Source organism: Streptomyces sp. NPDC111744 (assembly GCF_055634995.1).
On the sequence record NZ_JBVKCG010000004.1, the window covers coordinates 1 to 25,443 of the forward strand.

The 25,443-nt window shown below is 71.5% G+C and carries 19 protein-coding genes, 1 tRNA gene, 1 rRNA gene and 1 riboswitch; of the genes, 9 read left to right on the forward strand and 12 right to left on the reverse strand.

All coding sequences use genetic code 11. From position 1 onward, the window contains the following. A 16S ribosomal RNA gene (locus tag ACZ7OO_RS10130) occupies window positions 1–91 on the reverse strand; the annotation flags it as partial. Window positions 92–769: 678 nt separating this feature from the next. Further along, window positions 770–1,318, reverse strand: coding sequence for a MarR family winged helix-turn-helix transcriptional regulator (locus ACZ7OO_RS10135; protein WP_471503434.1), 549 nt, complete (start codon window positions 1,316–1,318; stop codon window positions 770–772). 152 nt (window positions 1,319–1,470) lie between these two features. Between ACZ7OO_RS10135 and ACZ7OO_RS10140 the strand changes: the two genes are divergently transcribed. After that, window positions 1,471–2,730, forward strand: a complete 1,260-nt coding sequence (locus ACZ7OO_RS10140) for an MFS transporter (protein WP_471504226.1) — start codon at window positions 1,471–1,473, stop codon at window positions 2,728–2,730. Window positions 2,731–2,938: 208 nt separating this feature from the next. Here ACZ7OO_RS10140 and ACZ7OO_RS10145 read toward each other — a convergent pair whose 3' ends face one another. Then, window positions 2,939–4,585 (reverse strand): ATP-binding SpoIIE family protein phosphatase, encoded by a 1,647-nt coding sequence (locus tag ACZ7OO_RS10145; RefSeq protein ID WP_471503436.1) that lies wholly within the window; start codon window positions 4,583–4,585, stop codon window positions 2,939–2,941. Window positions 4,586–4,766: 181 nt separating this feature from the next. After that, the gene (locus ACZ7OO_RS10150) at window positions 4,767–6,146 is read right to left on the reverse strand and encodes an NAD(P)/FAD-dependent oxidoreductase (RefSeq protein ID WP_471503438.1); all 1,380 of its coding nucleotides are present in this window, start codon (window positions 6,144–6,146) and stop codon (window positions 4,767–4,769) included. A gap of 391 nt (window positions 6,147–6,537) precedes the next feature. Here ACZ7OO_RS10150 and ACZ7OO_RS10155 point away from each other — a divergent pair, with 391 nt between their 5' ends. Together ACZ7OO_RS10155 and ACZ7OO_RS10160 are read left to right on the forward strand one after the other, a co-directional pair. Further along, on the forward strand, window positions 6,538–7,320 hold the full coding sequence (locus tag ACZ7OO_RS10155) for a TetR/AcrR family transcriptional regulator (protein WP_471503440.1): 783 nt from the start codon (window positions 6,538–6,540) through the stop codon (window positions 7,318–7,320). Window positions 7,321–7,544: 224 nt separating this feature from the next. Then, entirely contained in the window at window positions 7,545–9,413 is a 1,869-nt protein-coding gene (locus ACZ7OO_RS10160; RefSeq protein WP_471503442.1) for a sigma-70 family RNA polymerase sigma factor, read from the forward strand. Here the strand turns inward: ACZ7OO_RS10160 and ACZ7OO_RS10165 are convergent. Both ACZ7OO_RS10165 and ACZ7OO_RS10170 read right to left on the reverse strand, forming a co-directional pair. Beyond that, window positions 9,400–9,939 (reverse strand): hypothetical protein, encoded by a 540-nt coding sequence (locus tag ACZ7OO_RS10165; RefSeq protein ID WP_471503444.1) that lies wholly within the window; start codon window positions 9,937–9,939, stop codon window positions 9,400–9,402. The two genes, ACZ7OO_RS10160 and ACZ7OO_RS10165, sit on opposite strands and share 14 nt — an antisense overlap. Before the next feature lie 37 nt (window positions 9,940–9,976). Then, a complete protein-coding gene (locus ACZ7OO_RS10170) occupies window positions 9,977–12,055 on the reverse strand; it encodes an asparagine synthase-related protein (RefSeq protein ID WP_471503446.1) in 2,079 nt (692 codons plus the stop codon). 738 nt (window positions 12,056–12,793) lie between these two features. Here ACZ7OO_RS10170 and ACZ7OO_RS10175 point away from each other — a divergent pair. From ACZ7OO_RS10175 to ACZ7OO_RS10190, 4 genes are all read left to right on the forward strand, one after another. Next, on the forward strand, window positions 12,794–14,218 hold the full coding sequence (locus ACZ7OO_RS10175) for an MFS transporter (RefSeq protein ID WP_471503448.1): 1,425 nt from the start codon (window positions 12,794–12,796) through the stop codon (window positions 14,216–14,218). Window positions 14,219–14,293: 75 nt separating this feature from the next. Further along, window positions 14,294–15,514, forward strand: coding sequence for an L-2-hydroxyglutarate oxidase (gene lhgO, locus ACZ7OO_RS10180; protein ID WP_471504228.1), 1,221 nt, complete (start codon window positions 14,294–14,296; stop codon window positions 15,512–15,514). A gap of 55 nt (window positions 15,515–15,569) precedes the next feature. Continuing rightward, complete coding sequence (gene trmB / locus ACZ7OO_RS10185; RefSeq protein ID WP_471503450.1) at window positions 15,570–16,451, forward strand: tRNA (guanosine(46)-N7)-methyltransferase TrmB; 882 nt, start codon at window positions 15,570–15,572, stop codon at window positions 16,449–16,451. 10 nt (window positions 16,452–16,461) lie between these two features. Then, window positions 16,462–17,796, forward strand: a complete 1,335-nt coding sequence (locus tag ACZ7OO_RS10190; RefSeq protein ID WP_471503452.1) for a PrsW family intramembrane metalloprotease — start codon at window positions 16,462–16,464, stop codon at window positions 17,794–17,796. 39 nt (window positions 17,797–17,835) lie between these two features. Here the strand turns inward: ACZ7OO_RS10190 and ACZ7OO_RS10195 are convergent, their stop codons facing one another. The 5 genes from ACZ7OO_RS10195 to ACZ7OO_RS10215 all read right to left on the reverse strand — a co-directional run bounded on the left by ACZ7OO_RS10195 (window position 17,836) and on the right by ACZ7OO_RS10215 (window position 22,960). Beyond that, on the reverse strand, window positions 17,836–18,798 hold the full coding sequence (locus ACZ7OO_RS10195) for an aldo/keto reductase (protein WP_471503454.1): 963 nt from the start codon (window positions 18,796–18,798) through the stop codon (window positions 17,836–17,838). A gap of 157 nt (window positions 18,799–18,955) precedes the next feature. Next, a complete protein-coding gene (locus ACZ7OO_RS10200; protein ID WP_471503456.1) occupies window positions 18,956–19,999 on the reverse strand; it encodes a M23 family metallopeptidase in 1,044 nt (347 codons plus the stop codon). Between the two features lie 8 nt (window positions 20,000–20,007). Further along, window positions 20,008–20,166: riboswitch (cyclic di-AMP (ydaO/yuaA leader) on the reverse strand. 242 nt (window positions 20,167–20,408) lie between these two features. Continuing rightward, on the reverse strand, window positions 20,409–21,518 hold the full coding sequence (locus ACZ7OO_RS10205) for a PP2C family protein-serine/threonine phosphatase (protein ID WP_471503458.1): 1,110 nt from the start codon (window positions 21,516–21,518) through the stop codon (window positions 20,409–20,411). 181 nt (window positions 21,519–21,699) lie between these two features. After that, window positions 21,700–21,773: transfer RNA gene (locus ACZ7OO_RS10210), tRNA-Met, on the reverse strand. Window positions 21,774–21,829: 56 nt separating this feature from the next. After that, window positions 21,830–22,960 (reverse strand): dihydrofolate reductase family protein, encoded by a 1,131-nt coding sequence (locus ACZ7OO_RS10215; RefSeq protein ID WP_471503460.1) that lies wholly within the window; start codon window positions 22,958–22,960, stop codon window positions 21,830–21,832. Between the two features lie 76 nt (window positions 22,961–23,036). Between ACZ7OO_RS10215 and ACZ7OO_RS10220 the strand changes: the two genes are divergently transcribed. Further along, window positions 23,037–23,564 carry a MarR family winged helix-turn-helix transcriptional regulator gene (locus ACZ7OO_RS10220; protein WP_471503462.1) on the forward strand — a complete coding sequence of 176 codons (528 nt, stop codon included), beginning with the start codon at window positions 23,037–23,039 and terminating at the stop codon, window positions 23,562–23,564. 148 nt (window positions 23,565–23,712) lie between these two features. Beyond that, window positions 23,713–24,354, forward strand: coding sequence for a GTP cyclohydrolase II (locus tag ACZ7OO_RS10225; protein WP_471503464.1), 642 nt, complete (start codon window positions 23,713–23,715; stop codon window positions 24,352–24,354). A 351-nt stretch (window positions 24,355–24,705) separates the two neighbouring features. Here ACZ7OO_RS10225 and ACZ7OO_RS10230 read toward each other — a convergent pair whose 3' ends face one another. Further along, window positions 24,706–25,434 (reverse strand): SDR family oxidoreductase, encoded by a 729-nt coding sequence (locus tag ACZ7OO_RS10230; RefSeq protein ID WP_471503466.1) that lies wholly within the window; start codon window positions 25,432–25,434, stop codon window positions 24,706–24,708. Window positions 25,435–25,443: the final 9 nt, after the last annotated feature.

Here is a 25,443-nt window from a genome sequence, read left to right on the forward strand (position 1 = left end):
TAATCCCCACCGAAGTGGTTCATCGTTCGACTTGCATGTGTTAAGCACGCCGCCAGCGTTCGTCCTGAGCCAGGATCAAACTCTCCGTGAATGTTCTCCCGTAATCGGGATGACACACACGAGAGCGGAACCATCAGAGGAATAATCCGATGGTTCACAGCGTCCTCGCTGTGTTTTTCTTCAAAGGAACCACGTCCCGGTCATGATGACCGGAGACGGGGTATCAACATATCTGGCGTTGACTTTTGGCACGCTGTTGAGTTCTCAAGGAACGGTCGCTTCCTTTGTACTCACCCTCTCGGGCTTTCCTCCGGGCTTCCCTTCGGTCTTGCGTTTCCGACTCTACCAGACCGTTTTCCGATCCGATTTCCTCGGTGCTTTCCAGGTTCCCGCTCTCGCGTTTCCCTTTCCGGCGGTTCCGACTCTATCAGATCCTTTCGGCGTCTGATTCCCCGTCAGAGGGGGTTGTCTTCACAACTGTTGGGCCGTTCCGACGTCTCAAACCTTAGCGGATCCGTTCCGCGATGCCCAATCGGGCCTTGCGGTTCGGCCGGACAGCACAGAGACCCGAAAGCGAATTGAATTCGGGCGCGCCGAAATCAATCCCGTCGGGAGATCGTACTGATGGTTTGAGGTGCCGCTCGTGCGGCGGAGGTGCTGTCGCAGAACCGTTACGGCTCCGCGGCAACCCGAAGAACTGTACGGGTCGGACAGGGGGGTGTCAAGTGACCCCTGTCAAGATCTTTTCGCAGCCTCCCCGTGACCTGCGTCAGTCCAGGTCGGTGAGCCGGCCGCCGGCGTCGGGCTGGGCGTGCTCCACGCGGCGCAGCAGCCTGGTGAGGACCTCGCCGAGCACGGCGCGCTCCCCCGAGGAGAGGTCCTGGAGGAGATCCTCCTCGAAGACGGAGGCGAGGCGCATGGCCTCCAGCCATTTCTCGCGGCCCTCGGTGGTCAGCTCGACAATCACCCGTACGCGGTTGGACTCGTCCCGCTCCCGGGTGACGAGACCTTCGGCGACCATCCGGTCGATGCGGTGGGTCATCGCGGCCGGAGTGAGACCGAGCCGCTTGGCGAGGTCGCTGGGACCCATGCGGTAGGGCACGCCGGAGAGGACGAGGGCCTTGAGGACCTCCCACTCGGCGCTGCTGATGCCGAGGGCCGCGGTCTGGCGGCCGTAGGCGACGTTCATCCGGCGGTTGAGCCGGGACAGCGCCGAGACGACCTTCTCGACCTGGGGGTCGAGGTCCTGGAATTCGCGCTGGTAGGCGGCGATCTGCTCGTCGAGTGTCGGCTCGCCGGCGCCGGGGGTGTCGGCCATCTCCGAAGTATCGCACGAACGAGCTTGGCGTTGAAGTCCTTCGACATGTACTCTTTAGCTTCGAACTTTAGCTTCTAAGTCTTCAGGCCTCAGCAGTCCGCTGACTTAGCGACCTGAGAGAGGTGAACGTGACCAGGGCGATGGGCGCAGCGATGCGCCGGATCCACGTGGGGAACGCACTCAGCGCGTTCGGGCTCGGCTTCACCGTCCCCTACCTGTACGTCTATGTGGCGCAGGTACGAGGGCTCGGTGCCATGACAGCGGGCTTCGTGCTCGCCGTCTTCGCCGTGGCCGCCCTGATCGTGCTGCCGTTCGCCGGCAGGGCGATCGTGCGGGGCGGCCCGCTGCCGGTCCTTCTCACCGCCTTGGTCATGGCCTCGATAGGGGCGCTGAGCCTGGGCCTGGCGGGCCATGCGGCGACCGTGCTGGCCGCGTCCGCGCTGCTCGGGGCCGGGCAGGCGGTGATGCAGCCGGCGCTGGCGACGATGATCGTGGACTGCTCGACGGCGGAGACCCGGTCGCGGGCGTTCGCGACGCAGTTCTTCCTGCAGAACCTGGGGCTGGGTGTCGGTGGCCTCATCGGCGGCCATCTGGTCGACACGACCCGGGTCTCCTCCTTCACGCTCCTGTTCGCGATCGAGGCGGCGATGTTCCTGCTGCTGGTCGTGGTGATGTCGACGGTACGGATGCCGCACGCGCCGCGGATCGCGGGCGCTCCGGCCGCTGCCGCCAAGCGCGGTTGGAAGCAGTTGCTCGGGAACCGGGCGATGGTGCAGCTGTGCGTGCTGGGCTTTGTGCTGTTCTTCGCGTGCTACGGACAGTTCGAGTCCGGGCTGAGCGCGTACGGCGTCGAGGCGGCGGGGATATCGACGTCCGCGCTGGGGACCGCGCTGGCCGCGAACACGCTGATGATCGTGGTCGCCCAGTTCGCCGTGCTCAAGTTCGTCGAGCGTCGGCGGCGGTCCCGGGTGATCGCGGGGGTCGGGCTGATCTGGGCCGTGGCGTGGGTCGCGGCGGGATACGCGGGGCTGGGACACGGCAGCCAGGAGATGGCGACGGCCGCGTTCGTGTCGACGTACGCGCTGTTCGGGCTGGGTGAGGCGATGCTGTCGCCGACGGTCGCTCCGCTGGTGGCGGATCTTGCGCCCACGGGGATGGCCGGGCAGTACAACTCGGCGTTCGCGCTGGTCAAGCAGCTGGCGCTGGCGGTCGGACCGGCGGTGGGTGGTCCGATGGGGGCCTCGCTGCATGCACCGTATGTCGTGACGTTCCTGCTGTTCTCGCTGGGGATCAGTGTGCTGGCGGTCCGGCTCGGAAAGCGGCTGACCACCGTCCAGGACCAGCCGTGGCTCGCCTCGAAGAGCGTGGTCGTGGCGAGGGGTGGAGCTGCTGCGGAGTCCGTGTCCGCGTAGGGGTGGGGTGAGGGCGGGGGTTCACTCGCCCGCGTTGGCGGGGTGCCTCCCCCAGCGGGGGGACCCCCAGCGCCCACCCGTGCCGCCCCAGCGGCACGACTGCCCGCAGCCACATAGCCGGCGGGAGTGCAGCGCCCCTTCAGGGGCGCGGGGAACTGCGCGATCAGCCCCCACCACCCGCGGCCGACGTACTACCCGGCCCTACCCCCTACCCCTTCGGCAGCACGAACTCGCACCACACCGCCTTCCCGCCCCCCGGTGTCCTTCTCGACCCCCACCCCGAAGCAATCGTCGCCACGATCGCGATACCCCGGCCCGACTCGTCGCCAGGTTCCGCGCGGCGTCTCCTCGGCAGGTGGTCGTCGCCGTCGGTCACCTCGATGATCAGGCGGCGGTCGGTGCGGCGGAGCCGCAGTCGCATGGGTGGGGTGCCGTGCTGGAGGGAGTTGGCGACCAGCTCGCTCGTGGCGAGGACGCCCAGGTCGTGGAGTTCGGCCGGGAAGCGCCAGCTGGTGAGCACGCCGGAGGCGAACGCACGCGCGCGTGGCGCCGCTTCGACGCCGCCGAGGAGTTCCAGGGCCGCGTTGCGGAACAACTCGCCGTCCGGGCCCGTGCGGGCCGGGTGCTGGAGAACCAGGACGGCGACATCGTCGTCGTGGTCGGCCGTGACGCCGGCCGAGCGGACCAGGCGGTCGCAGACGACCTGCGGAGTGCCGGTGGCTCCCGCCAGCGCGCGCTCGAGCGCCGCGATGCCCTCGTCCAGGTCCTCGTTACGGCGTTCCACCAGGCCGTCCGTATAGAGGACGGCCGTGGAGCCGGGGCCCAGCGGTACCGAGCCCGACGTGTGGATCCAGCCGCCCGTGCCGAGCGGGGGGCCGTTCGGCTCGTCGGTGCGGACCACGGTGCCGTTCTCGTCGCGGACCAGGATCGGCAGATGGCCGGCCGAGGCGTACACCAGCCGGCCCTCGTTCGGGTCGTGGACGGCGTAGGCGCAGGTGGCGATCTGGTTGGCGTCGATCTCGGTGGCGAGACCGTCGAGGAGCTGGAGGACCTCGTGCGGGGGGAGGTCCAGGCGGGCGTAGGCGCGGACCGCCGTACGGAGCTGGCCCATGACGGCCGCCGCGCGGACGCCCCGGCCCATCACGTCGCCGATGACGAGGGCGGTGCGGCCGCCGCCGAGGGTGATGACGTCGTACCAGTCGCCGCCGACCGCGGCCTCGGTGCCGCCGGGCTGGTAGGTGGCGGCGATTCGGAGATCGTCCGGTTGTTCCAGTTCCTGCGGGAGGAGGCTGCGCTGGAGGGTCACGGCCGTCTCGCGCTGGCTGCGCTCGCTGGCGCGCAGGCGCTCGGCCGCCTCGGCGTGGTCGGTGACGTCGGTGGCGAAGAGGAGGACGCCGCCGTCGTGGTCGCCGTTCTCGGCGACGGGTGTGCAGGTGAACGTGTAGGTGCGGCCGTCGAGCGCCTTGCGTGACTTCAACGTGCGGGGCTTGCCGCTGCGCAGGACCTGGTCGAGGAGGGGGAGGAGGCCGAGTTCGGCGAGTTCGGGCAGGGCCTCGCGGGCGGGGGCGCCCGCGGGTCGTACGCCGAAGGCCGTCGTATAGGCGTCGTTGACGTACGCGAGGCGGTGGTCGGAGCCGTGGACGAGGGCTACCAGGGCCGGGACGTGGTCCAGGACGTCACGGGCGGGCAACTCGTCGACGGCGGGCACACAGGACGAGTCGTCGGTCAGTTGTTCGACGCGGGCAGCGGGCACGGAGCCTTCCCCCCGTCGGTCCGGGGGGACCGCGTGATCGGTCCGCGCTGCGGCGCGGCGCTGCGTTCCGGGGAGCCGGGCGCTCCAGCGCGTGAAGTTCACGAATCCTTGCCTCGTGTCGTCGTCTCCGGCCGGCTACGGGAGCGGCCGGGAGCCGGGGGAAGTCCCCCGGTGCAGTTCTGGGGAGAAGCCTTGTGCTCGGTCGGGGGGCAGTCTGGCAGGGTGGCCGTCGGCGGCGACATTCGTCAGACGCCGGGGCGGGCCGTGGAGTTCCTGAGTTCCGTCAGGACGACCCGTTCGAGTCGTCGGAGGGACTCTGAGGAGGCTTTCCACCGGCCGCGAGTTCGAACTCCGCTCGGGGATGTTCGAGTGATCCGAGCGAGACGATCTCCCGTTTGAAGAGTCCGGAGAGGGTCCATTCGGCGAGCACACGGGCCTTGCGGTTGAAGGTGGGCACCCTGCTCAGGTGGTAGACGCGGTGCATGAACCAGGCAGGGTAGCCCTTCAGCCTGCGCCCGTAGGCCTGGGCGACACCCTTGTGCAGTCCGAGGGAGGCGACTGAGCCGACGTAGGCGTGGGCGTAGGTGTCGAGGGGTTCGCCGCGCAGCGCGTGGACGATGTTGTCGCCGAGAACCCTGGCCTGACGGACCGCGTGCTGTGCGTTGGGGGCGGTCTCGGTGCCGGGTTCGGCGGCGGTGACGTCGGGAACGGCGGCGGCGTCGCCCGCGGCCCAAGCGTGATCGACGCCGTCGACGGTCAGCTCGGCGGTGCATTTCAGCCGCCCGCGCGGGGTGAGCGGAAGGTCGGTGGCGGCGAGCACGGGGTGCGGTTTGACGCCGGCCGTCCACACGAGCGTACGAGCGGGAAAGCGCTGGCCGTCGCTGAGGACGGCGATGCGGTCGGCGCAGGATTCCAGGCGGGTGTCGAGCAGCACCTGGATGTTGCGGCGGCGCAGTTCGGTGACGGTGTAGCGGCCCATCTCGGGGCCGACCTCCGGGAGGATCCGGTCGGTGGCCTCGACGAGGATCCACTTCATGTCCTCGGGCTGGACGTTGTGGTAGTACCGCGTGGCGTAGCGGGCCATGTCCTCCAGTTCGCCGAGGGCCTCCACGCCCGCGTAGCCGCCGCCGACGAAGACGAAGGTGAGGGCCGCGTCGCGGATCGCGGGGTCGCGCGTGGAGGAGGCGATGTCCATCTGCTCGATGACGTGGTTGCGCAGGCCGATGGCCTCCTCGACGGTCTTGAAGCCGATGCCGTGCTCGGCGAGACCGGGAATGGGCAGCGTGCGCGCGATCGAGCCGGGGGCGAGGACGAGTTCGTCGTACTCGAGGAAGGTGGCGCCTTTTCGCTCCTCGGCGGTGGCGAGGGTGGCGAGTTCGGCGGTGCGCTTGGCGTGGTCGATGGACGTCACCTCGCCGATGACGACATGGCACCGGTCCAGAACGCGGCGCAGGGGTACGACGACATGACGAGGGGAAATCGAACCCGCGGCCGCTTCGGGAAGGAACGGCTGGTACGTCATGTAGGGATCGGGAGTGACGACAGTGATGTCGACCTCGCCTCGCCTGAGCTCCCGCTTCAGCCTGCGTTGCAGTCGCAGGGCCGTGTACATCCCGACGTAGCCGCCGCCGACAACGAGAATGCGCGCACGTTCCTTCACCATCCCATGACGCACCCGTGACTGTTGTTTGTCCACAGCCCCGGCAATTTGTGTGACCGGCAGGCGGCTGTGCGGGGCACTGGGCGCGCGGCCGGGGCCGGACGAAAGGGGCCAGGTCAGCGGGGGCGGGCGAGGCGGAGCGAAGGCAACGAATCGGGAGGTAAGCGACTCGTACTCCGATCGGGGGGCGCACCGTGCGGAACGTCCCCCTTCTGAATTGACAGCCTCTCAACTATGTTCGTGTGTCGACGGGGTGTGGGGGATGTGGTCGAACGGTCCGCGACGGGCGGTCCGCCCGGCCGACGGTCCATGGATCGGCCGCGGTTCCGCTCGCTCCGGCCTTCAGTGCGGGGAGAGTCTCCGGGGGGAGACATCATTAACCGGGGGAACACAGATGCATATTCAGGACACACATTGGTCATCGGCTTCCGCCCTCGCGACGGGCGGCGCAACGGTGAGCCCGGCGACGGGCAACGGACGCGGCGACGGGCCGCGTACGACGCCGCTGCGGGTGGACGCACAGCGCAATCTGGAGCACGTACTGCGTGCGGCGCGCGAGGTCTTCGGCGAGCTGGGTTACGGCGCGCCGATGGAGGACGTGGCGCGCCGGGCGCGGGTCGGGGTCGGCACCGTGTACCGGCGCTTCCCGAGCAAGGACGTGCTGGTCCGGCGGATAGCCGAGGAGGAGACCTCCCGGCTGACAGACCAGGCGCGGTCCGCACTCGGGCAGGAGGACGAGCCGTGGTCGGCGCTGTCGCGCTTCCTGCGGACCTCGGTGGCGTCGGGGGCGGGCCGGTTGCTGCCGCCGCACGTGCTGCGCGTCGGGGTGCCGGAGGAGGTCGGCGGTTCCGGGGCCGGGGCCGGGGCCGAGGAGGCTCGGGTGCCGCAGCAGCGGACGCAGCCGGGTGCCGGTGAGTTGCGGCTGGTTCCGGAGGAGCGGGAGCCGGTGGCCGGCGCCGAGGACGACGCGGGAGCCGCCGCACTGCTCGAGGTCGTCGGACGGCTGGTGGAACGCGCCCGCACGGCCGGTGAGTTGCGGGCGGGCGTCTCGGTGTCCGACGTGCTGCTGGTGATCGCCACGGCGGCGCCCTCGCTGCCGGATCCGGCACAGCAGGCTGCGGCTTCGTCGCGGTTGCTGGACATCCTGCTGGAGGGGCTGCGTTCCCGGCCGGCGTGAACTGTGAGTCATCACCACCCGCACCGACCGCGCGCCTTTCGTGGTCGGGTGCGGGTGGACCCACCCGTCGATGTTTCCCCTTCCGGGTGATCATCAGCGCACCGCACCGACAAGTGCGCTCGGACGAGTGGTACGTCCGTCGCTCGGGGGCCTGAACAAAAGCCAATGTGGCAGTCTGACCCGGTGATTCGGTCGGGTTGGGCAGGCATCTGGGGCGTTCCGCGATGAGCGATGACGGGTGGGACGAGCCCGCCGGTGAGTCCGCCGGCGAGGGAACGACCTGGCCGCAGGTGCCCAGTCAGGGCGGCCGGGCCGGTGTACCGCCCGTCGGCGAACCGCCGGAAGGGAACGTTCCGGCACAGCGGAGCGGGAGTCTGCTGCCACCGCCCCGGGAGCTGCCGCCCGCAGACAGCCAGTTGATCGAGCGGATGCGAAGCGGCGACGACTCGGCGTACGAGGAGTTGTACCGGCGGCACGCGGACGCGGTACGGCGGTATGCGCGGACCTGCTGCCGGGACGGGCACACCGCGGACGACCTGACCGCCGAGGTGTTCGCCCGGATGTTGCAGGCGGTGCGCGGTGGGGCCGGGCCCGAGTACGCCGTGCGCGCCTATCTGCTCACCTCCGTACGGCGGGTCGCCGCGCAGTGGGTGAGGTCGGCCCGGCGCGAGCAACTGGTCGGCGACTTCGCGGTGTTCGCGGCGCAGGCCTCGCACCCCTCCGAGGCCGCCGACGATGACACATTGGACCTCGGTGCCGATGTGCGCGCGATGCACGTTGCCGAGCAGTCGATGGCGATGCAGGCGTTCCGTTCGCTGCCCGAGCGCTGGCAGGCCGTGCTGTGGCACACAGAGGTCGAGGACGAGTCGCCGAGCGAGGTGGCCACCCTGTTCGGGCTGGACGCCAACGGCACGCGTGTCCTTGCCAGCCGAGCCCGTGAGGGGCTGAAGCAGGCCTACCTCCAGGCCCATGTGAGCGCCTCCCTCATCGACGACGAGGAGTGCGCCCGCTACGCCGACCAGCTCGGCGGCTACGCCCGCCGCAAGCTGCGCATCCGCGCGGAGCGGGGGCTGCGCAAGCATCTGGAGGAGTGCGCCAAGTGCCGGCTGGCCGCGGCCCAGATCGAGGAGGTCGCCGCCGGTATCCCGGCCGTCGTACCGGTCGCGGTCATCGGCTGGTTCGGGGCCGCCGGGTACGCCAAGGCGCTCGGGATCGTCGCCGGCGGTGCCGGAGTGGGGGCCGCGGGCGCGGCCGCCGCGGCGGGTGGTTCGTCCGGCGGGGCGGGCGGCGGTGCCGGTGGTGCCGCGGCCTCGGAGGGGCTGGGCGCGCCGGTGAAGGCGGGTATCGCGGCCGGAGTGCTCGCGGTGGCAGCCGCCGCGCTGGCCCTCGCCCTGGTGAACGACAGCCACCCGGCCAAGGAGGTCGCCCGCCCCACCCCGTCCGCGCCGGTCATCGAGCCCGGGACACCGGCCCCCGCCCCGCCGAAGAGGAAGCCGGAACCCGAGCCGGTCGTCCTCGCCCCGGAGCCGACCCCGAGACCCACCCCGACCGCGACTCCGACGCCCACCCCGAGCCCCAGGCCGAAGCCGACCCCCACTCCGACGCCCACCCCGACCCCGAAGCCGACCCCCACCCCGACACCCACTCCGCCGCCCGCCCCGGTCGTCTACCAGTGGAGCGAGCTGCGCTTCGGCATCACCGGCGACGGCACCCGGCCCGAGATGCGGCTCGGCGAGAGCAGCTGGGTGTGGCAGCGGTACGGGGTTACGGTCGCCGGCAAGCAGTACGCGAACGGCGTCACCGTGCACGGCCGGTCCTCCGTCACCATCGACCTCAACCGCGAGTGCACCGCCTACGACGCGATGGTCGGCGTCGACGACATGACGCTCGGCCTCGGCAAGGTCGCCTTCGCCGTCTACGCGGACGGGGAGCGGCTGTGGCGGTCCGGGACGGTCGAGGGCGGCCAGGCCGCCGTACCCGTCCATGTGAACCTCGCGGGGCACCGGACCGTGCGGCTGGTCGCCGAACCGCAGACCGGTCTCGACTCGGTGGCGCTCGCCGACTGGGCCGACGCGAGGTTCACCTGCCGGTAAGGGTGCCGGTGTCCATCGGCGTCCTGCTCAGTTCGCGCAGGCCGTCCTCCTCGGTGAGGGACGCACCGAGCGAGCGCTCGGCCGCGTAGCGCTCCGGGGTCAGCACCGCGCGGGCCGCCGCGTCGATCTCCGCGGCGCGGGCGCCCTCCGGCTCGGGGCGCACGCCGCCCGCCCGCCAGTGGTCGGTGGCGGCGAACAGCCGTACCGCGCCCGCCAGATCGCCGAGCCGGGCCAACAGGTCGGCGCCGACGTCCACCAGCGCCGCCGTGATCACCTCGGCGCACCGGGACTCCATCGCCTCGCGCAGCCCCCCGGCCACGATCGGCAGCCCCTGCCGCGGGCCGTGCTCCATCGCCGCGGTCAGGGCCTCGACCGCGCGGAATCCCGCCATGAACTGCGGTGGCGGGGTACCGCCCAGCGTCGCGGCGCGGGCGGCCTCGCAGAACTCGCGCGCCTGGGCCAGGTCCCCCTCGTGCTGAGTCATGTGCGCCCGCAGCAGCGCCACGAACGCCTGCGACTCCGCCACCCGACCGGCAGCACAACGGCGGGCCCCGGAGGGTCGGTCACGCCCCCGAAGCCAGCGCCCCCCTCATCGGACGTATCCCCGCGGGGACCGCACGCGCGCGTGCCGGTGTCCCCGTCCAGCAGGTGCCCCGGCGGGACAGGAGGCGGCGTAGCCACAGTTCCAGGGCGACCAGGTCGGCCAGACCGTCCAGGGGGAGAGGTTCGCCCGCCGCCGCTGCGCGCAGCGCCTTGCGGACCACCCTCGCCTCCACCAGGCCCGCCTGCGCCAGCAGCGGCGTCGAGAACAGGGCGATCAGGTCGTCGGCCGCCACGCGCAGCCCCGTGCGGGTGGCGGCGGCGGAGGAGGCGTGGGAGGGGGCGCCCCAGCCCGGCGGGAGGTCGGCGACGCCGGCGCCCTCCAGGACCGTACGGAGGATGGCGGCGCGGGCCCCGGGCTGGACGCGCAGCGCTTCGGGAAGGGCGCGGCAGGCGCGGACCACCTGGTTGTCGAGGAAGGGGGCGTGCAGGCGCTGGGAGCGGATTTCCGCGGCCTGTTCCAGGACGCGGATGTCGGCCGCGTGGCGGGCCAGCACCGCACGCGCGCGATAGTCTCCGGGACGCTGGCCGGGGCCGACCCCGGAGCGGTTCGCCGCCCCCTGGAGCAGAACCGATACTTCAGCCAGTGCCTCGCCCGTCAGCCAGCGCGCCGCCGGGCCGGGTCTCGCCCAGGTGAGCGCGGCGAGGGACGCGCCCACCGCGCCTCCCGGTTCGTCGAAGCGGCGCCGCAGCAGGCGCTCGGCGAGGTTCTCGACGCCCGCGCTGTACGGCGTTCGCGCCAGCCGGCGCGCCGCGCTGTACACGCGCGCGGAGACCATCACCGAGCCGTCGGCCCTGGCGAGCGCGGCGACCGGGCGGACGAGGTGCCGGCGCTTGCGGTCCATCAGCAGGTCGGCGAGGCGCGCGGGGTGCGCGTCCAGGACCTGGCGGGCGCCGTAGCCGGTGAAGTGGTCGGCGCTGCCGGCGGCCAGGCGGGCGCGGTGTCTGGCGGCCTGGACGAGGGACGGCCCCGGTTCGTCGGTCAGCGGGCCCTCCAGGTCGGCGTACGGCAGCATGTCCTCGCCGCCCGCCACCACCACGTGGTGCAGCCGCGGGTTGGCCGCCAGGGTTCCCGCGCGTTTCAGTTCCGCCTCGCGGCCGCCCACCGTGAGGTCGTTGAAGGTGACCGCGAGGAGACGCTCGCCGGCGCCCGTGCCGTGGCCCAGGACGGTGCCGGGCATGCCGGGCAGGCCTGCGGCCAGCAGGGCCAGGGTGCCGGAGGCCGGGCCGCCGGACAGGTCGGCGCCGATGCCCGGGACCGGCATCCCGCGCGCCGCGCGCCGCTCGGCGGGGCCCATGCCGGGCACCGGACCCGGGTCGATGTCCGGGACGTGCCGGGGCGCCGACAGCCGCGCGCGTACGGCTTCTACGAGCGCGTCCCGTACGGCGTCCACCGCACGGTCCGGGTCGGCGGAGGGGGCCGCGACCGCGAGCGAGGCGACCTGCTCGTAGCCGGCGATCTCGCGCGCCCCGGTGCGCAGGATCAGCGCATGCCCCGGCGGAATGCGCCGTACGCCCTCGTACGGGGTCGAGTCGTGGACCGCGGCCGGTACCTCGGGGGCGGCCAGGAGCGCGGCGAGGTGGCCGTAGTCGAGGTTCGCCTCGATCAGGTCGGCGAGCGGCAGCGCGGCCGTGGCGTAGGCCGTACCGCCTGCCCAGGGGGTGTGGAAGACCGGGCGGGCGCCCGCGAGGTCGCCGCAGACGGTGACCCGGCGGCCGACCTGGACGACGGCGGTGTAGCTGCCGGGCCAGGCGGTCAGATGCCGGAGTGCGCCCCCGCGCGCCGTGAAGAGGCCGAGGCGCAGCTCCTCGTCGGTGGCGCCGCAGGTGCCGAGGACGGCGATGCGGTTCTGGGCGTCGGCCCTGATGACGCGTACCTCGTCGGGCCGCCAGTCGCCGACGGCCCAGAGCGGGTCCGGGTCGCCCCACAACAGCTGGGAGCCGACGGGGTGGACGGTCTCGCCGTCGTATCCCATGGCGCCGGCGGAGCCGGTCGTGGCGGCACCGGAGGCGGTGCTGCTCCATCCCACCAACCACCGCATCGACGCCTCCACAGGCTGTGGACAACCATGCACGGTACGAACTGGATCCCCATGCTGCCATGAAGGACGCGCTCCGGAGGGGCGGTGGGGCCGCCTTTGATCCCCGGAAGACTTGCGGGAGTTGCCGCAGGACCGGGTGCACCCGCGCGCCATGGAAGAGCCGCAGCAGAAGCCAACCGCCGTACGGCACCGGGTGACTGCGACGCGAATGCGCCCCCTGTACGCTCCCCCAGAACGCCCTTCGCGCCCTCAATTCCCATGGTAGGAGCGTTGATCACCCACAGAAGGCGGGGTCGATTTTCGGCCAATTCGGCGAGGTCGGCGTGGCGGTGCGCACGCTCCGTACATGCTTTGCGCACCGCCACGCGCGTGTGCTCGAACGCGCACAGTCCGGGAGGCGGGCATCGCCTCCCGGACCGGTCCGCCACCCGCGGGGATTGAGGTGGCGGTGTCCCCCAGCCCACTGGATCCAGTACAGCGGGCCGACCCACGCACAGACCATGGAACCGCTCCCCCGATGGCCGGAGAAGAGCGCACGGACGGGCGCACGACCACACGGCGGGGGCACGACACGACAGGCCGCGCACGGTGCGTATACGGGCCGCACTCGCGTACGGACCACAATCCCGCCATCCGGAACAATGCCCCTTAACGCTTGGGATGCGGCGAACTACGCTGGGTTTACGAATGCCGCGTGGTTATGCCACTGCGGCAGCCGTCTGTGTCGAGGGGTGGCGCATGTCCAGGGAGCAACGCGGGCCGAACGAAAAACTCGGCACCGTTCTCGCCCTCGCGGGAATCAGCAACGCAGGACTCGCGCGACGCGTCAACGATCTTGGCGCTCAACGCGGGTTGACTCTTCGCTACGACAAGACGTCGGTGGCGCGCTGGGTGTCGAAGGGCATGGTGCCGCAGGGCGCCGCGCCGCATCTCATCGCCGCCGCGATCGGCCAGAAGCTCGGCCGCCCGGTGCCGCTCCACGAGATCGGCCTGGCGGACGCGGATCCCGCGCCCGAAGTGGGCCTCGCCTTTCCCAGGGACGTAGGACAGGCGGTGCGCTCGGCCACCGATCTGTACCGCCTCGACCTCGCCGGCCGCCGGGCCGGCTCCGGCGGCATCTGGCAGTCGCTGGCGGGATCGTTCGCAGTAAGCGCGTACGCAACGCCCGCCTCGCGCTGGCTGATAACCCCCGCCGACAGTTCGGTCGCGCGCGAGGCGAACACCGCCGAGGCCTCCGGCGCACCGCTCAGAGTCGGCCACAGCGATGTGCAGAAGCTGCGGGAGGCCGCCGAGGACGCCCGGCGCTGGGACTCCAAGTACGGTGGCGGCGACTGGCGTTCGTCGATGGTGCCGGAGTGCTTACGAGTGGAGGCGGCACCGCTGCTGCTCGGCGCGTACTCCGACGAGGTCGGGCGGGCGCTGTTCGGGGCGAGCGCCGAACTGACGCGGCTGGCCGGGTGGATGGCCTTCGACACGGGACAGCAGGAGGCCGCGCAGCGGTACTACATCCAGGCGCTGCGGCTCGCCCGCGCGGCGGCCGATGTGCCGCTCGGCGGGTACGTCCTGGCATCGATGTCGTTGCAGGCGACGTACCGCGGGTTCGGCGACGAGGGCGTCGACCTCGCGCAGGCGGCCGTCGAACGCAACCGGGGGCTGGCCACCGCGCGCACCATGAGCTTCTTCCGGCTGGTCGAGGCACGGGCACACGCGCGTGCGAGTGACGCACAGGCGGCGGGGGCCGCGCTGAAGGCCGCGGAGGGGTGGCTGGAGCGGGCGCGCGAGGGGGACAACGATCCCTCCTGGCTCGGTTTCTACGGATACGACCGGTTCGCCGCCGACGCCGCCGAGTGCTACCGGGACCTGAAGGCGCCACGGCAGGTGCGGCGGTTCACGGAGCAGGCGCTGTCCAAGCCGACGGAGGAGTTCGTACGGTCGCACGGGCTGCGGCTGGTCGTGTCCGCCGTTGCCGAACTGGAGTCGGGGAACCTCGACGCGGCGTGCGAGCAGGGGGTGCGGGCGGTGGAGGTGGCCGGGCGGATCTCGTCGGCCCGGACGACCGAGTACGTGAAGGACCTGCTGCATCGCCTGGAGCCCTACGGGGACGAGCCGAGGGTGGTGGAGCTGCGGGAGCGGGCGCGTCCGCTGTTGATGGCCCCGGCGTGAGGTCTGACGGGGCGCTTCACCGACCCCGCGTTTGAAGTGACTGTCAGTGGCGCAGTGCACTATCGAACGTGGGAGGTGGTGCAGGTGTCTGCTGGGGTTGCCTACGACTGTGACGTGCTCGTCGTCGGGGGTGGGATCGTCGGGCTGTCCACGGCGTATGCGATCAGCCGTACCGCGCCCGGTACCCGGGTCACCGTGCTGGAGAAGGAAGCCGGACCGGCGAGGCACCAGACGGGCCGGAACAGCGGGGTCATCCACAGCGGGATCTACTACCGGCCCGGGTCGCTGAAGGCGCGGTACGCCGTCAAGGGTGCCGCCGAGATGGTCAAGTTCTGTGCGGAGTACGGCATCGCGCACGCCGTCACCGGCAAGCTGATCGTCGCCACCGAGCGGGCGGAGCTGCCCCGGCTGCACGCACTCGTGCAGCGCGGCCGGGAGAACGGGATTCCGGTGCGGGAGCTGGGGGCCGCCCAGATCGCGGAGTACGAGCCCGAGGTGCGGGGGCTGGCCGCCATACACGTCGGGACGACCGGGGTGTGCGACTTCGCGGGGGTCGCCCGGCAGCTGGGAGAGGCCTCGGGCGCGGAGATCCGGTACGGGGCCCGGGTGGAGCGGATCGACCGGCGGCCGGAGCTCGGGGTCGCCGTACGGACGGCCGCCGGAGCCGTCGTACGCGGGCGTGTGCTGGTGAACTGTGCCGGGCTGTACTGCGACGAGATGGCCAGGCTGGCCGGGGACGAGCCGGGGATGCGCATCGTGCCGTTCCGGGGGGAGTACTTCGAACTGGCGCGGCGGGAGCTGGTGCGGGGGCTGGTGTACCCGGTGCCGGATCCGGCGTTCCCGTTCCTCGGGGTGCATCTCACGCGCGGGATCGACGGGGGCGTGCACGTCGGGCCCAACGCGGTGCCGGCGCTGGCCCGGGAGGGGTACGGGTGGGGCGTTGTACGGCCCCGGGAGGTCGCGGGGACGCTGGCCTGGCCGGGGGCGTGGGCGCTGGCGCGGCGGCACTGGCGGTACGGGGGCGGGGAGCTGCGGCGGTCGGTGTCGAAGCGGGCGTTCACTACGGCCGTACGGCGGCTGCTGCCGGCCGTGACGGAAGCGGACCTGGTGCCGGCGGCGGCCGGGGTGCGGGCGCAGGCGGTGCTGCGGGACGGGTCGCTGGTCGACGACTTCCTGATCAAGGAGGGCGCGCGGACGGTGCATGTGCTGAATGCGCCCTCGCCCGCGGCGACGGCCTCGCTGCCGATCGGGCGGGAGGTGGCGCGCAGGGCACTGGAGATGCTGGGCTCGGTGTGAGCTGGTCGCGACCCCCGCCGGTCCGTCCCGCACGGGCCGTAAAATCGACTGCACTGTGTCTGACTCGCTCAATGCCCCAGAGACCCCCCGGCCCGCCGAGACCGTCCCCTGCGCGGGCTCCCCGCATGCTCCCGGTGTGTCCGTCCGGCGCACCCGGGCCAAGGGGGAGCCGCGGTTCCCGGACGGGCCCAGCGCCGATCCGGCCGGATCCCACTTCGAGCGGCGGATCCGCAGTTTCCAGCCACGGCGGAGCCGGGTCACCGCCGGACAGGCGGACGCACTGCAGCGGCTGTGGCCCAAGTGGGGGCTGGACATCGACGGGCAGCACGTCATCGATCTCGGTGAGCTGTTCGGCAACGGCAATCCCGTCGTCCTGGAGATCGGGTTCGGGATGGGTGAGGCCACCGCGCAGATGGCCGCCGGGGACCCGGGCACCAACATCCTCGCCGTCGACGTGCACACGCCGGGACAGGGGAACCTGCTCAACCTCGCCGACCAGAACGGGCTGTCCCACATCCGCGTCGGCAACGGGGACGCGATCATCCTGCTGCGGGAGATGCTCACACCGGACTCGCTCGACGGACTGCGGGTGTACTTCCCTGACCCCTGGCCGAAGAAGCGGCACCACAAGCGGCGGCTGATCCAGCCCGAGTTCCTCGACCTCGCCGCGGCCCGGCTGAAGCCGGGGGCGATCGTGCACTGCGCGACGGACTGGGAGCCGTACGCCGAGCAGATGCTGGAAGTACTCGACGCACACCCGGAGTTCGAGAACACGCAGGCCGAGGGTGGTTTCGCGCCACGTCCCGCATACCGGCCGCTGACCCGTTTCGAGGGTCAGGGACTGGACAAGGGACATGTGGTGAACGATCTGCTCTTCCGTCGCGTACAGCATCCGGTGCAGCAGGGCGAACAGCACCGACTGGAGTCACCTCGTTAGGGTCGATGCCGTGGCCACCTCCCCGCCGCCGTACCCGCCGTATCCGTCGTACCCCCCGGGCCCCACCGGCGCCGGGCTGCGGCATCCCCGCTGGTGGCAGCGGCGCTGGGTGCGGTACGGGGCGCTCGGCACCCTGCTCGCCCTCTCCGGCCTGGTCATCCTCGCGCTGGTGCGGGAGCAGACGGGCACGGAGGGTTTTCTGGTCGGGCTCGGGCTCGCCGTGCTGCCCGTGCCGCTGCTCATGGCCGCGTTCCGCTGGCTCGACCGGGTCCAGCCCGGGCCCTGGCGGAACCTGCTGTTCGCCTTCGCCTGGGGGGCGTGTGCGGCCGCGCTGATAGCGATCGTCGCCAACAGCTTCGCGACCCGCTGGATAGCGACGGCGACGGCGGATCCGAGCAGCGCGGACACGCTCGGGGCGACCGTGATAGCGCCGATCGTCGAGGAGTCCGCCAAGGGCGCGGCCGTCCTCCTGGTCTTCCTGTTCCGCAGACGCGACTTCACCGGGATCGTCGACGGGGTGGTGATAGCCGGGATCACCGCCACCGGGTTCGCGTTCACCGAGAACATCCTCTACCTCGGTACGGCCTTCGGGACCGACCGGCTGACCGGCGGCAGCGGAATCGCCTCCGTCACCGCCGCGACGTTCTTCGTGCGCATCGTCATGTCCCCCTTCGCGCACCCCCTGTTCACCGTCCTCACCGGCATCGGGTTCGGCATCGCCGCGCTCTCCGGGGAACGGCAGCGGATGCGGCGCGTGCTCGGGCCGCTCGCGGGACTGCTGCTCGCGATGAGCATGCACGCGTTCTGGAACGGCTCCTCGACCTTCGGGCAGTACGGGTTCTTCGCCGTGTACGGCATGTTCATGGTGCCGACGTTCGCGCTGCTGACCTGGCTGGCGATCTGGACGCGGCAGCGGGAGCTGCGGACCGTGCGGGAGGAGTTGCCGGCGTATGTGTACGCCGGGTGGCTGGGGGCGGCCGAGCCGTTCGTCCTCGGATCGATGCGGGCGCGGCAGATGGCCCGGGAGTACGCCGCGTACCACTTCGGCAAGCGGGCGGGGAGGGCGGTCGCCGAGTACCAGGCGTACGCGACGTCGCTGGCGCTGCTGCGGCGCCGGGGACGGCGGGGGCGGGCGGGCGCCGACTTCGTGGTGCGGGAGCGGGAGCTGGTGACGGAGCTGTGGGGCCGACGGGAGCTGGTGCGTCCCGCCCTGGAGTACGCGGCCCGCACCGCTGCGCCGAGGGGCTGGCCGGAATACGGCGGCTATGCGCCGCCGGCTTACGGAGCGCCGGGGTGGCGCGGGCCGGCGGTGCCGTATCCCTCGTACAACCCGTACCGAACGTAGCGGTCAGGGGTCGCGGCCGGTCGGCACCGCCGGAATGCATCAGGCGGACGCGCTCGTCAAGCGGCCCAGTTCCTCGTCCGTCAGCCTCAGGTCGGCCACGCCCAGCAGGGCCGGGAGTTGGTCCAGAGTGCGGGCCGAGGCGATGGGGGCCGTGATGGTGGGCTGGGCGGCCAGCCAGGCCAGGGCGACCGTGGGGATGGGGGCCCTGTGGGCCTCGGCGATCTCGTCGAGGGCGGTCAGGACCTTCTGGCCTCGCTCGGTCTCCAGGTACTGCGCGGCGCGGCCCGCACGGGCGCTGTCCACCGTCGTACCGGGGCGGTACTTGCCGGTGAGGAAGCCGGCCGCCAGCGAGAAGTACGGAACCGCCGCGAGACCGGTGCGGGAGGCCAGGTCCTGGAGCGGGCCCTCGTAGGTGTCGCGGGAGACCAGGTTGTAGTGGGGCTGGAGGGCGACGTACCGGGCGAGGCCCTCGCGGTCGGAGAGGTCCAGGGACTCCTGGAGCCGCTCGGCGGTGATGTTGGAGGCGGCGATGTGGCGGACCTTGCCCGCCCGCACCAGCTCGTCCAGGGCGCCGATGATCTCCTCGACCGGGATCTCGGGCTTGTCGAAGTGCGTGTAGTACAGGTCGATGTAGTCGGTGCCGAGCCGGCGCAGGGACGCGTCGGCGGCGGCCTTGATGTTGGCGGCCGACAGGCCCTGGTACTCGGGGTGCTGGCTGACCTTCGTCGCGATGACGACGTCGTCGCGGTTGCCGCGCGCCTTGACCCACCTGCCGATGACGGTCTCGGACTCGCCGCCCTTGTGGCCATCGATCCAGGCCGTGTACGAGTCGGCGGTGTCCACGAAGTTGCCGCCCGCGGCCGTGTACGCGTCGAGGACGGCGAAGGAGGCGGCCTCGTCGGCGGTCCAGCCGAAGACGTTGCCGCCGAGGCAGAGCGGGAAGACCTCCAGGTCGGAGGCGCCGAGCTTACGGAGGGAAGAGGAACCGGAAGAAGCAGTCATGCTTCAGTTCAACACCGGTGACCAGGGGGTCCCATGCCAGCGCAATACGAAGTTCTCGTAAAAGCGGAAGGCGCCCGGTAGTTCCGTGGGCACACCGGACCGGCAGCCCTGACGTCGGGGGGGTGTCGTCAGGACCGCCGGGGATCGGTGGGGTCCGTCAGGGGTTGAGGCCCTTGCCGCGCAGCCAGGTCATCGGGTCGATGGCGGTGGCCTGGCCGTTCGGGTGGACCTCCAGGTGGAGGTGCGGGCCGGTGACGTTGCCGGTGGCGCCCACGCGGCCGATGACGTCACCGGTCGCGACCTTCTGGCCGACCTTGACGCCGATCGATGACTGGTGGCAGAACCACAGCTCGGTGCCGTCGTCGAGGGTGATGATCGTGCGGTAGCCGTACGAGCCGGCCCAGCCGGCCTCCGTGACGGTGCCGCTGTGGACGGCCTTGATCAGCGTGCCGGTGGGGGCGGCGAAGTCGAGGCCGGTGTGGTAGCCGGAGGCCCACATGGAGCCGGCCTGTCCGAAGGTGCCGGTGATCGTGTAGGAGACGACCGGCAGCGTGTACTGCTTGGCCAGCGCCGCGAGCCGCTGCTGCTCGGCCTTCTGCTTCTCGGCGGCCTCCGCCTTGTCCTTGGCGTCGGCGGCCTTGGCGGCGGCCGCCTTCTCCGCCTTGGCCTCCGCGTCGGAGACCGCCTTGTCGGCGGCGGCCACGGCCTTGGCGCTGGCCTTGACGTCGATCTGGGTCTGCTGCTGTTCGGCCTGGGCGATGATCCGGCTGCGCAGTGCCTCGCCGGCGTCGGATGAGGAGGCGGACGAGTCCGCGTCGGTGGCGGTCGTCGTGGTGACGCTGCTGAGCGCGGTCTGGGTGGCCTTGTGGCCGCCGTCCTCGCCGAGCAGGGTGCCGACGGAGGACGGCAGGTCGGGCAGGGAGATGGAGACCGGCGGCTTGCCGGTGTTGGCACTGGCCATGCCGCCCGCGCCGACGGCGGCGATGACGCCGACGCCGAGGACCGTGGAGCTGCGGCCGAGCCCGCCGCCGCGCTGCTTGGCGACCCGGTGCCGGCCGCGTACCGGGGCGAGGGACTCCTCGGTCGGGTTCCACTCCTCCCAGGGGCCCTCGTCGGTGCGGTAGCCGCCGTAGCCGTAGGTCTCGGGTTGACGCTGGCTGGGCACGAACGGGGCTGTCGGAGCAGGCCGGTTGGACGCCACGCGGGCGCACTCCTTTCCTTCCGCTGCCTACCGGGTTAGCTGACGGGTTCGGAGCGGGAAGGTCTCCTACGCGCGTATACCGGCCGTTTTCTACCGGCGGCAGCCGTGCGATTCACCCCAAGGTGGTGGTTCCCCGGTTCCCTTGCGGGATTCGGCGCGTGCGCGCGGAGCCGTCGCGGGTGACGGCTGGGACGACCGCGCTGCGTTATCGAACGTTAATAGACCCGGCTGTAAGATTCCAAGCTGTTCGCCTTGATCATTAAGCTTTCAAAGCATGGACTTACCTGCCACGATCGGTCAAAACGGTCGAGTTGACCATGCGTTCTGTTCGGCTCAACAGTCCCACGTTTTGATGGTGACTCAGCCGTTACGCCGAGGGCGGTCGTCCGAACACAGGGCGTAACACGGATCAGGGTCGGCGTACGGCGAGCAGCGCCATGTCGTCGGTCATGCCGCCGCCGGTGTGCCGGCGCACCTCGGCCGCGAGCCGGGCCAGCAGCTGCCCGGGGGAGGTGACGGTACGGCCGGTCAGCCGCTGCTCGGGATCGTAGAACCGGCCGTGCGCGTCCCGTGCCTCGGAGAGGCCGTCGGTGTGCAGCAGCAGTGTGGCCCCGCTCGGGAACGGATGCTCGGCGGCCCGGTCGGGCCAGGCCCCCAACTCGCCCATCCCGAGCGGCAGCGCGGCCTCGGGCACCCGTACCGGGGACACCTTGCCGTCGCCGTGCAGCAGCAGGGGTGGCGGATGGCCGCGGTTGACGACCCGGACCGTGCCGTCGCCGTGCGGGAGTTCGGCGAGTACGGCGGTGGTGAACCCCTCGAACGCGTCGACGCCGCCGCGCCGGACGCCCTCGCGGGCCAGCGCCCGCTCCAGCCGCCCCGCCACCGCCTCCAGCGTGGCCTCCTGCTCGGCGGCCTCCCGGAACGCGCCGATGACCACGGCGACGGCGGCGACCGCGCCCGTGCCCTTGCCGCGGACATCGCCGACGACCAGTCGTACGCCGTACGGGGTGTCCTGGACGGCATAGAGGTCGCCGCCGATGAAGGTGCCCTCCTGGGCCGCCTCGTAGCAGGCGGCGATCTCGAAGCCGCCGATCCGCTCGGTGGGCTCGGGCAGAACGGCCCGCTGGGCGGCCTCGGCGATCTCGCGGGCGGAGGCGAGGCGCTGGTCGCCGATGCGGACGACCTGGTTGATGCCTGCGGCGAGGGCGGCGACGGTGGCCACGGTGAGGGCCTCGGTGACCGTGTCGACGTCGGGGCGGAAGGTGTAGCGGGCGTGCACGGCGTAGGCGGCGAGGAAGGACACGAGGCCGGTCAGGACGGTGGCGCGGAGGGAGGAGAGGGGCGCGGCGATCAGCGGGGCGGCCGTGAAGAAGGGGACGGGCGTGAACGCCTGCGGGGTGAGGGCGTCGTAACAGACGCCGACGACGATCAGCAGAGCGGGCAGGAAGCGGGCCAGGGTGCGGACGGCTGCGGACCCGTCCTCCTGCGCCTCTCCAGGGCCCACGGTACGACTCCCCATATGTCCCCTGTGTCCAATTGCGTGCCCGTCCAGGTTTGCTGTTGCGAGTCAGCGGGGGCGAGTGGTGTGGGCCGGGCGGATGAGTACGGACGGGTGTGATGAGGAACACGCACCGGTACGGTGCCGCTATATGACTCAGGGCCGGAATCCTAGTTCTTGGATTCCGGCCCTGGTCATTCAGTAGCGGGGACAGGATTTGAACCTGCGACCTCTGGGTTATGAGCCCAGCGAGCTACCGAGCTGCTCCACCCCGCGTCGTTGACACCAGCATACGCCATCAGAAGCGTGGGAGTCACACGGGTTAAGAGAGGTCAGCTCAGCAGGTGCACGTTGGGGGTCTTCGCCAGGTCCTCGTACTCGCCCAGCACCAGCACCGCCGCCCCCGCCTCCCGCAGCGTCCCCGTCCCGTCGGCCGACTCGACGAAGATGTCCGGCTCGCGCCATGCCGTGACCACCCGCCGTACCCCGGCCCGGAGGATCAGCTCGGCGCATGGGTGCGGCCGGGAGGAGCGGTGGGTGCAGGGTTCGAGGCTGGTGTAGACCGTGGCCGTGGCCAGCCGGGGGTCGGCCGACGGGATCTTGGCCAGGGCCGCCTCCTCCGCGTGGACGACGGGGTCGCCGGACTCCCGGGAGTGGCCGCGGGCCAGTTCCGTGCCGTCGGCCGCGACCACCACCGCGCCGACGCTGAACGCGGTCCGGGAGGGCGGGCAGTCGGCCGCCAGCTCGCAGGCGAGCCGCAGCCAGTGCCGGTCCGCGGCGGACGCCGACGCACCCGTGCCGGGGCCGGTGGGCTCGTACCGCATCAGCACGACGTCCTCGATCCGGCGGCTCTCCAGGAGCCGCAGCCGCCCGGCCTGGTACCCGCCCGGGCCGAACAGGCGCGGCGCCTTCGGGTCGCCGACGAAGACAGGGGCCAGGACCAGCTGGAGTTCGTCGGCCAGGCCCTGCTGGAGAAGCTGGGTGTGGACGGTACCGCCGCCCTCGACCATCAGTCGGCCGACCCCTCGCGCCTCGTGCAGGTCCTTCAGCAGCGCGGGCCAGTCGAGGTCGGTGCCGAGCGAGACGACGTCCGCGGCGACACCGAGGCCGCGGATCCGCTGCGCGCCCGTCTCCGTGGTGTACACGACCTTCTCGCCGCCGGTGTGCCAGAACTTCGCGTCCGGGTCGAGGTCGCCGGTCGCGGTGACCGTGACCTTGAGGGGGTACTCGGTCTTTCCGGCGGCGACCCGGGCCGCGCGCCGCCCGGGGTCGTTGACCAGGAGCCGCGGGTTGTCCGCGCGGATGGTGCCGGCGCCGATCAGGATCGCGTCGACGGAGGCCCGTACCTCGTCCACCCGGTCGAAGTCGGCCGGGGACGAGAGCAGCAGCCGGTCGGGGCCGGTGTCGTCGAGGTAGCCGTCGAGAGAGACGGCGGCGGACAGCAGGACATAGGGGTACGGCATCGGACGCGCTCACTCTCGGCGGCGGGCTGTGAACTGGACGCTTGGTTAAAGTTTGAAACAAACCTACACTGGTCGTATGAATACTCGCTGGCTCACTCCGAAGGAGCAGCGCGCCTGGCGCGCGTACATCGCGGCGACGCACCTCCTGGAGGACGCGATCGACCGACAGCTCCAGCAGGACGCCGGCATGCCGCACCTGTACTACTCGATCCTGGCCAACCTCTCCGAGGCTCCGGAGCGCAAGCTGCGCATGACCGACCTCGCCGAGAAGTCGAAGATCACCCGGAGCCGGCTGACCTACGCCGTGACCCGGCTCGAGAAGGACGGGCTGATCCGGCGCGAGGACTGCCAGTGGGACAAGCGCAGCAGCTTCGCGCTGCTGACCGACGAGGGTATGGCGGTGCTGGAGCGCACGGCGCCGGGCCATGTGGAGACAGTACGGGCGGCGGTGTTCGACCATCTCTCCGCGGAGCAGGTCGGCCAGCTGGAGGAGATCGGCTCGGCGATCGTCCGGGCACTGGAGGGTGACGCGACGACCCCGCGGCCGACCTCCGACGAGGTGCCCTGGCGACGGCGGTCGTCGCCCTGTTCCGGTTCCTCGTAAAGCCCCGGCTCGCTGCAGGGCCTCCTGGGTATTCCCGCAAAACCCTGTTGCTTCAAATTTAAAACATGGATAGGGTTCCAGCCGTGGATCTGCTTCAAATCTGAAACAGAGGCCGCTGCCGTCCTCCACCCGGACACAGGAGAACCCGATGCCCGACTTCCCCGCCGCCACCCAGCGCGCCCGCGTCCGGGTACCGCTGCGCTTCACCGACGGCTACAGCGTCGACGCCGAACTCGTCACTTTCCACGGCCTCACCGACGGCCAGGAACATGTGGCCGTTGTACTCGGCGATCCCGCCCCCGGCACGCTCCCGCTGGTCCGGCTGCACTCCGAGTGCCTGACCGGCGATGTCTTCGGCTCGGCCCGCTGCGACTGCGGACCCCAGCTGCGCGAGGCGGTCGAGCGGATCGCGGAGCGCGGTGGCGTCCTGCTGTATCTGCGTCAGGAGGGCCGCGGCATCGGCCTCTACAACAAGCTCGACGCCTACGCCCTCCAGGACCAGGGCCTGGACACCTACGAGGCGAACGCCGCCCTCGGCCTCCCCGAGGACGGCCGCGACTACACCGCCGCCGCCCAGATGCTGGCCGCTCTCGGCATCGCCGACCTCGACCTGCTCTCCAACAACCCTGACAAGGCGGAGCAGTTGCGCGGCCTTGGCGTCACGGTCCGCGACCGCGTCCCGACCGGTGTCTTCCGCACCGCGCACAACGTCCGCTACCTGCGCGCGAAGGTCCTGCACACCCAGCACACGCTCCCGCTCGGCGAGCTGTCGGAGCTCAACGCGGGCTGAGCCCCGGCACGGCCCGACCGGATGTGCTGCAACGAGAGCACGGAGGCCCCGATGACAGGCGGGAGCTGCGGGAGCCGCGCCCGCGCACCAGCGCACCGTGGCCCCACGTGCCGGGCTGCCGGGGCCGAGCACGCGGGGCCGAGTCCACCGGCGGTGGATCAGCCGACGGTCAGGGTGAACGGGCCGGCCAGGACCGAGTAGCCGTCGTTCGCGAGGTAGTACGCGTCGTATGTGCCGTTGCCCTTGAGCTTGCTGGTGGAGAAGGTCAGGGCGCCGCTGGCGTTGGGGGCGTAGGCCCAGGTCAGGGAGGACTGCTGGCCGGGGGTGACACCTGCCGGGTATACGAGAGGATCAGGAAAGCCAGTCGGTGTAACGGGTGGGGGCGAGGTGGGCGTCCCTGTCGGTGAGAACGTCGCCCTTGACCACGGCGAACATGCCGGCGGTGGGGTCGGTGACGACGGTGCGGTGGTCACCCTTGTGGGACAGGGTGATCCGGCCCAGCTCGTCCAGGGTGAAGACGTCGGGCCCGGCGATGTCACGAATGCCGTTGAGCGGGGCGCCCGCGGCGACCTCCGCCACCGCGGCGGCCACGTCCTTGGCGGCGATGGGCTGGATGGGCGTGGCGGGCAGCCGGACGGTGTCGGCGTCGGAGGTCCAGGACATGACGGCGTCCATGAACTCCATGAACTGCGTCGCCCGGACGATCGAGTAGGGGACCGACCCGGTCGCGAGGATGTGCTCCTGGAGCGTCTTGGCCCGGTAGTAGTCCATTTCCGGCACCTGGTCGACGCCGACGATCGAGAGGATGACGAAGTGACCGACGCCGGCCCTGTGGGCCGCGGCCAGGAGGTTGTCCATCGAGGTCTGGAAGAAGGCCCGGGAGGCTTCGTCGAAGGTCGGGGAGTTGGTCAGGTTGACGAGTACGTCGGCTCCGGCCAGCGCCTCGTCCACTCCCTGGCCGCTGAGGACGTCGACGCCGGTGGACTTCGCGTGCGGTACGGCCTCGTGCCCGGCGGCAGTCAGGTCCTTGACGACCTGCGACCCGATCAGACCGGTACCGCCGAAGACTGCGATCTTCATGGCACTCCT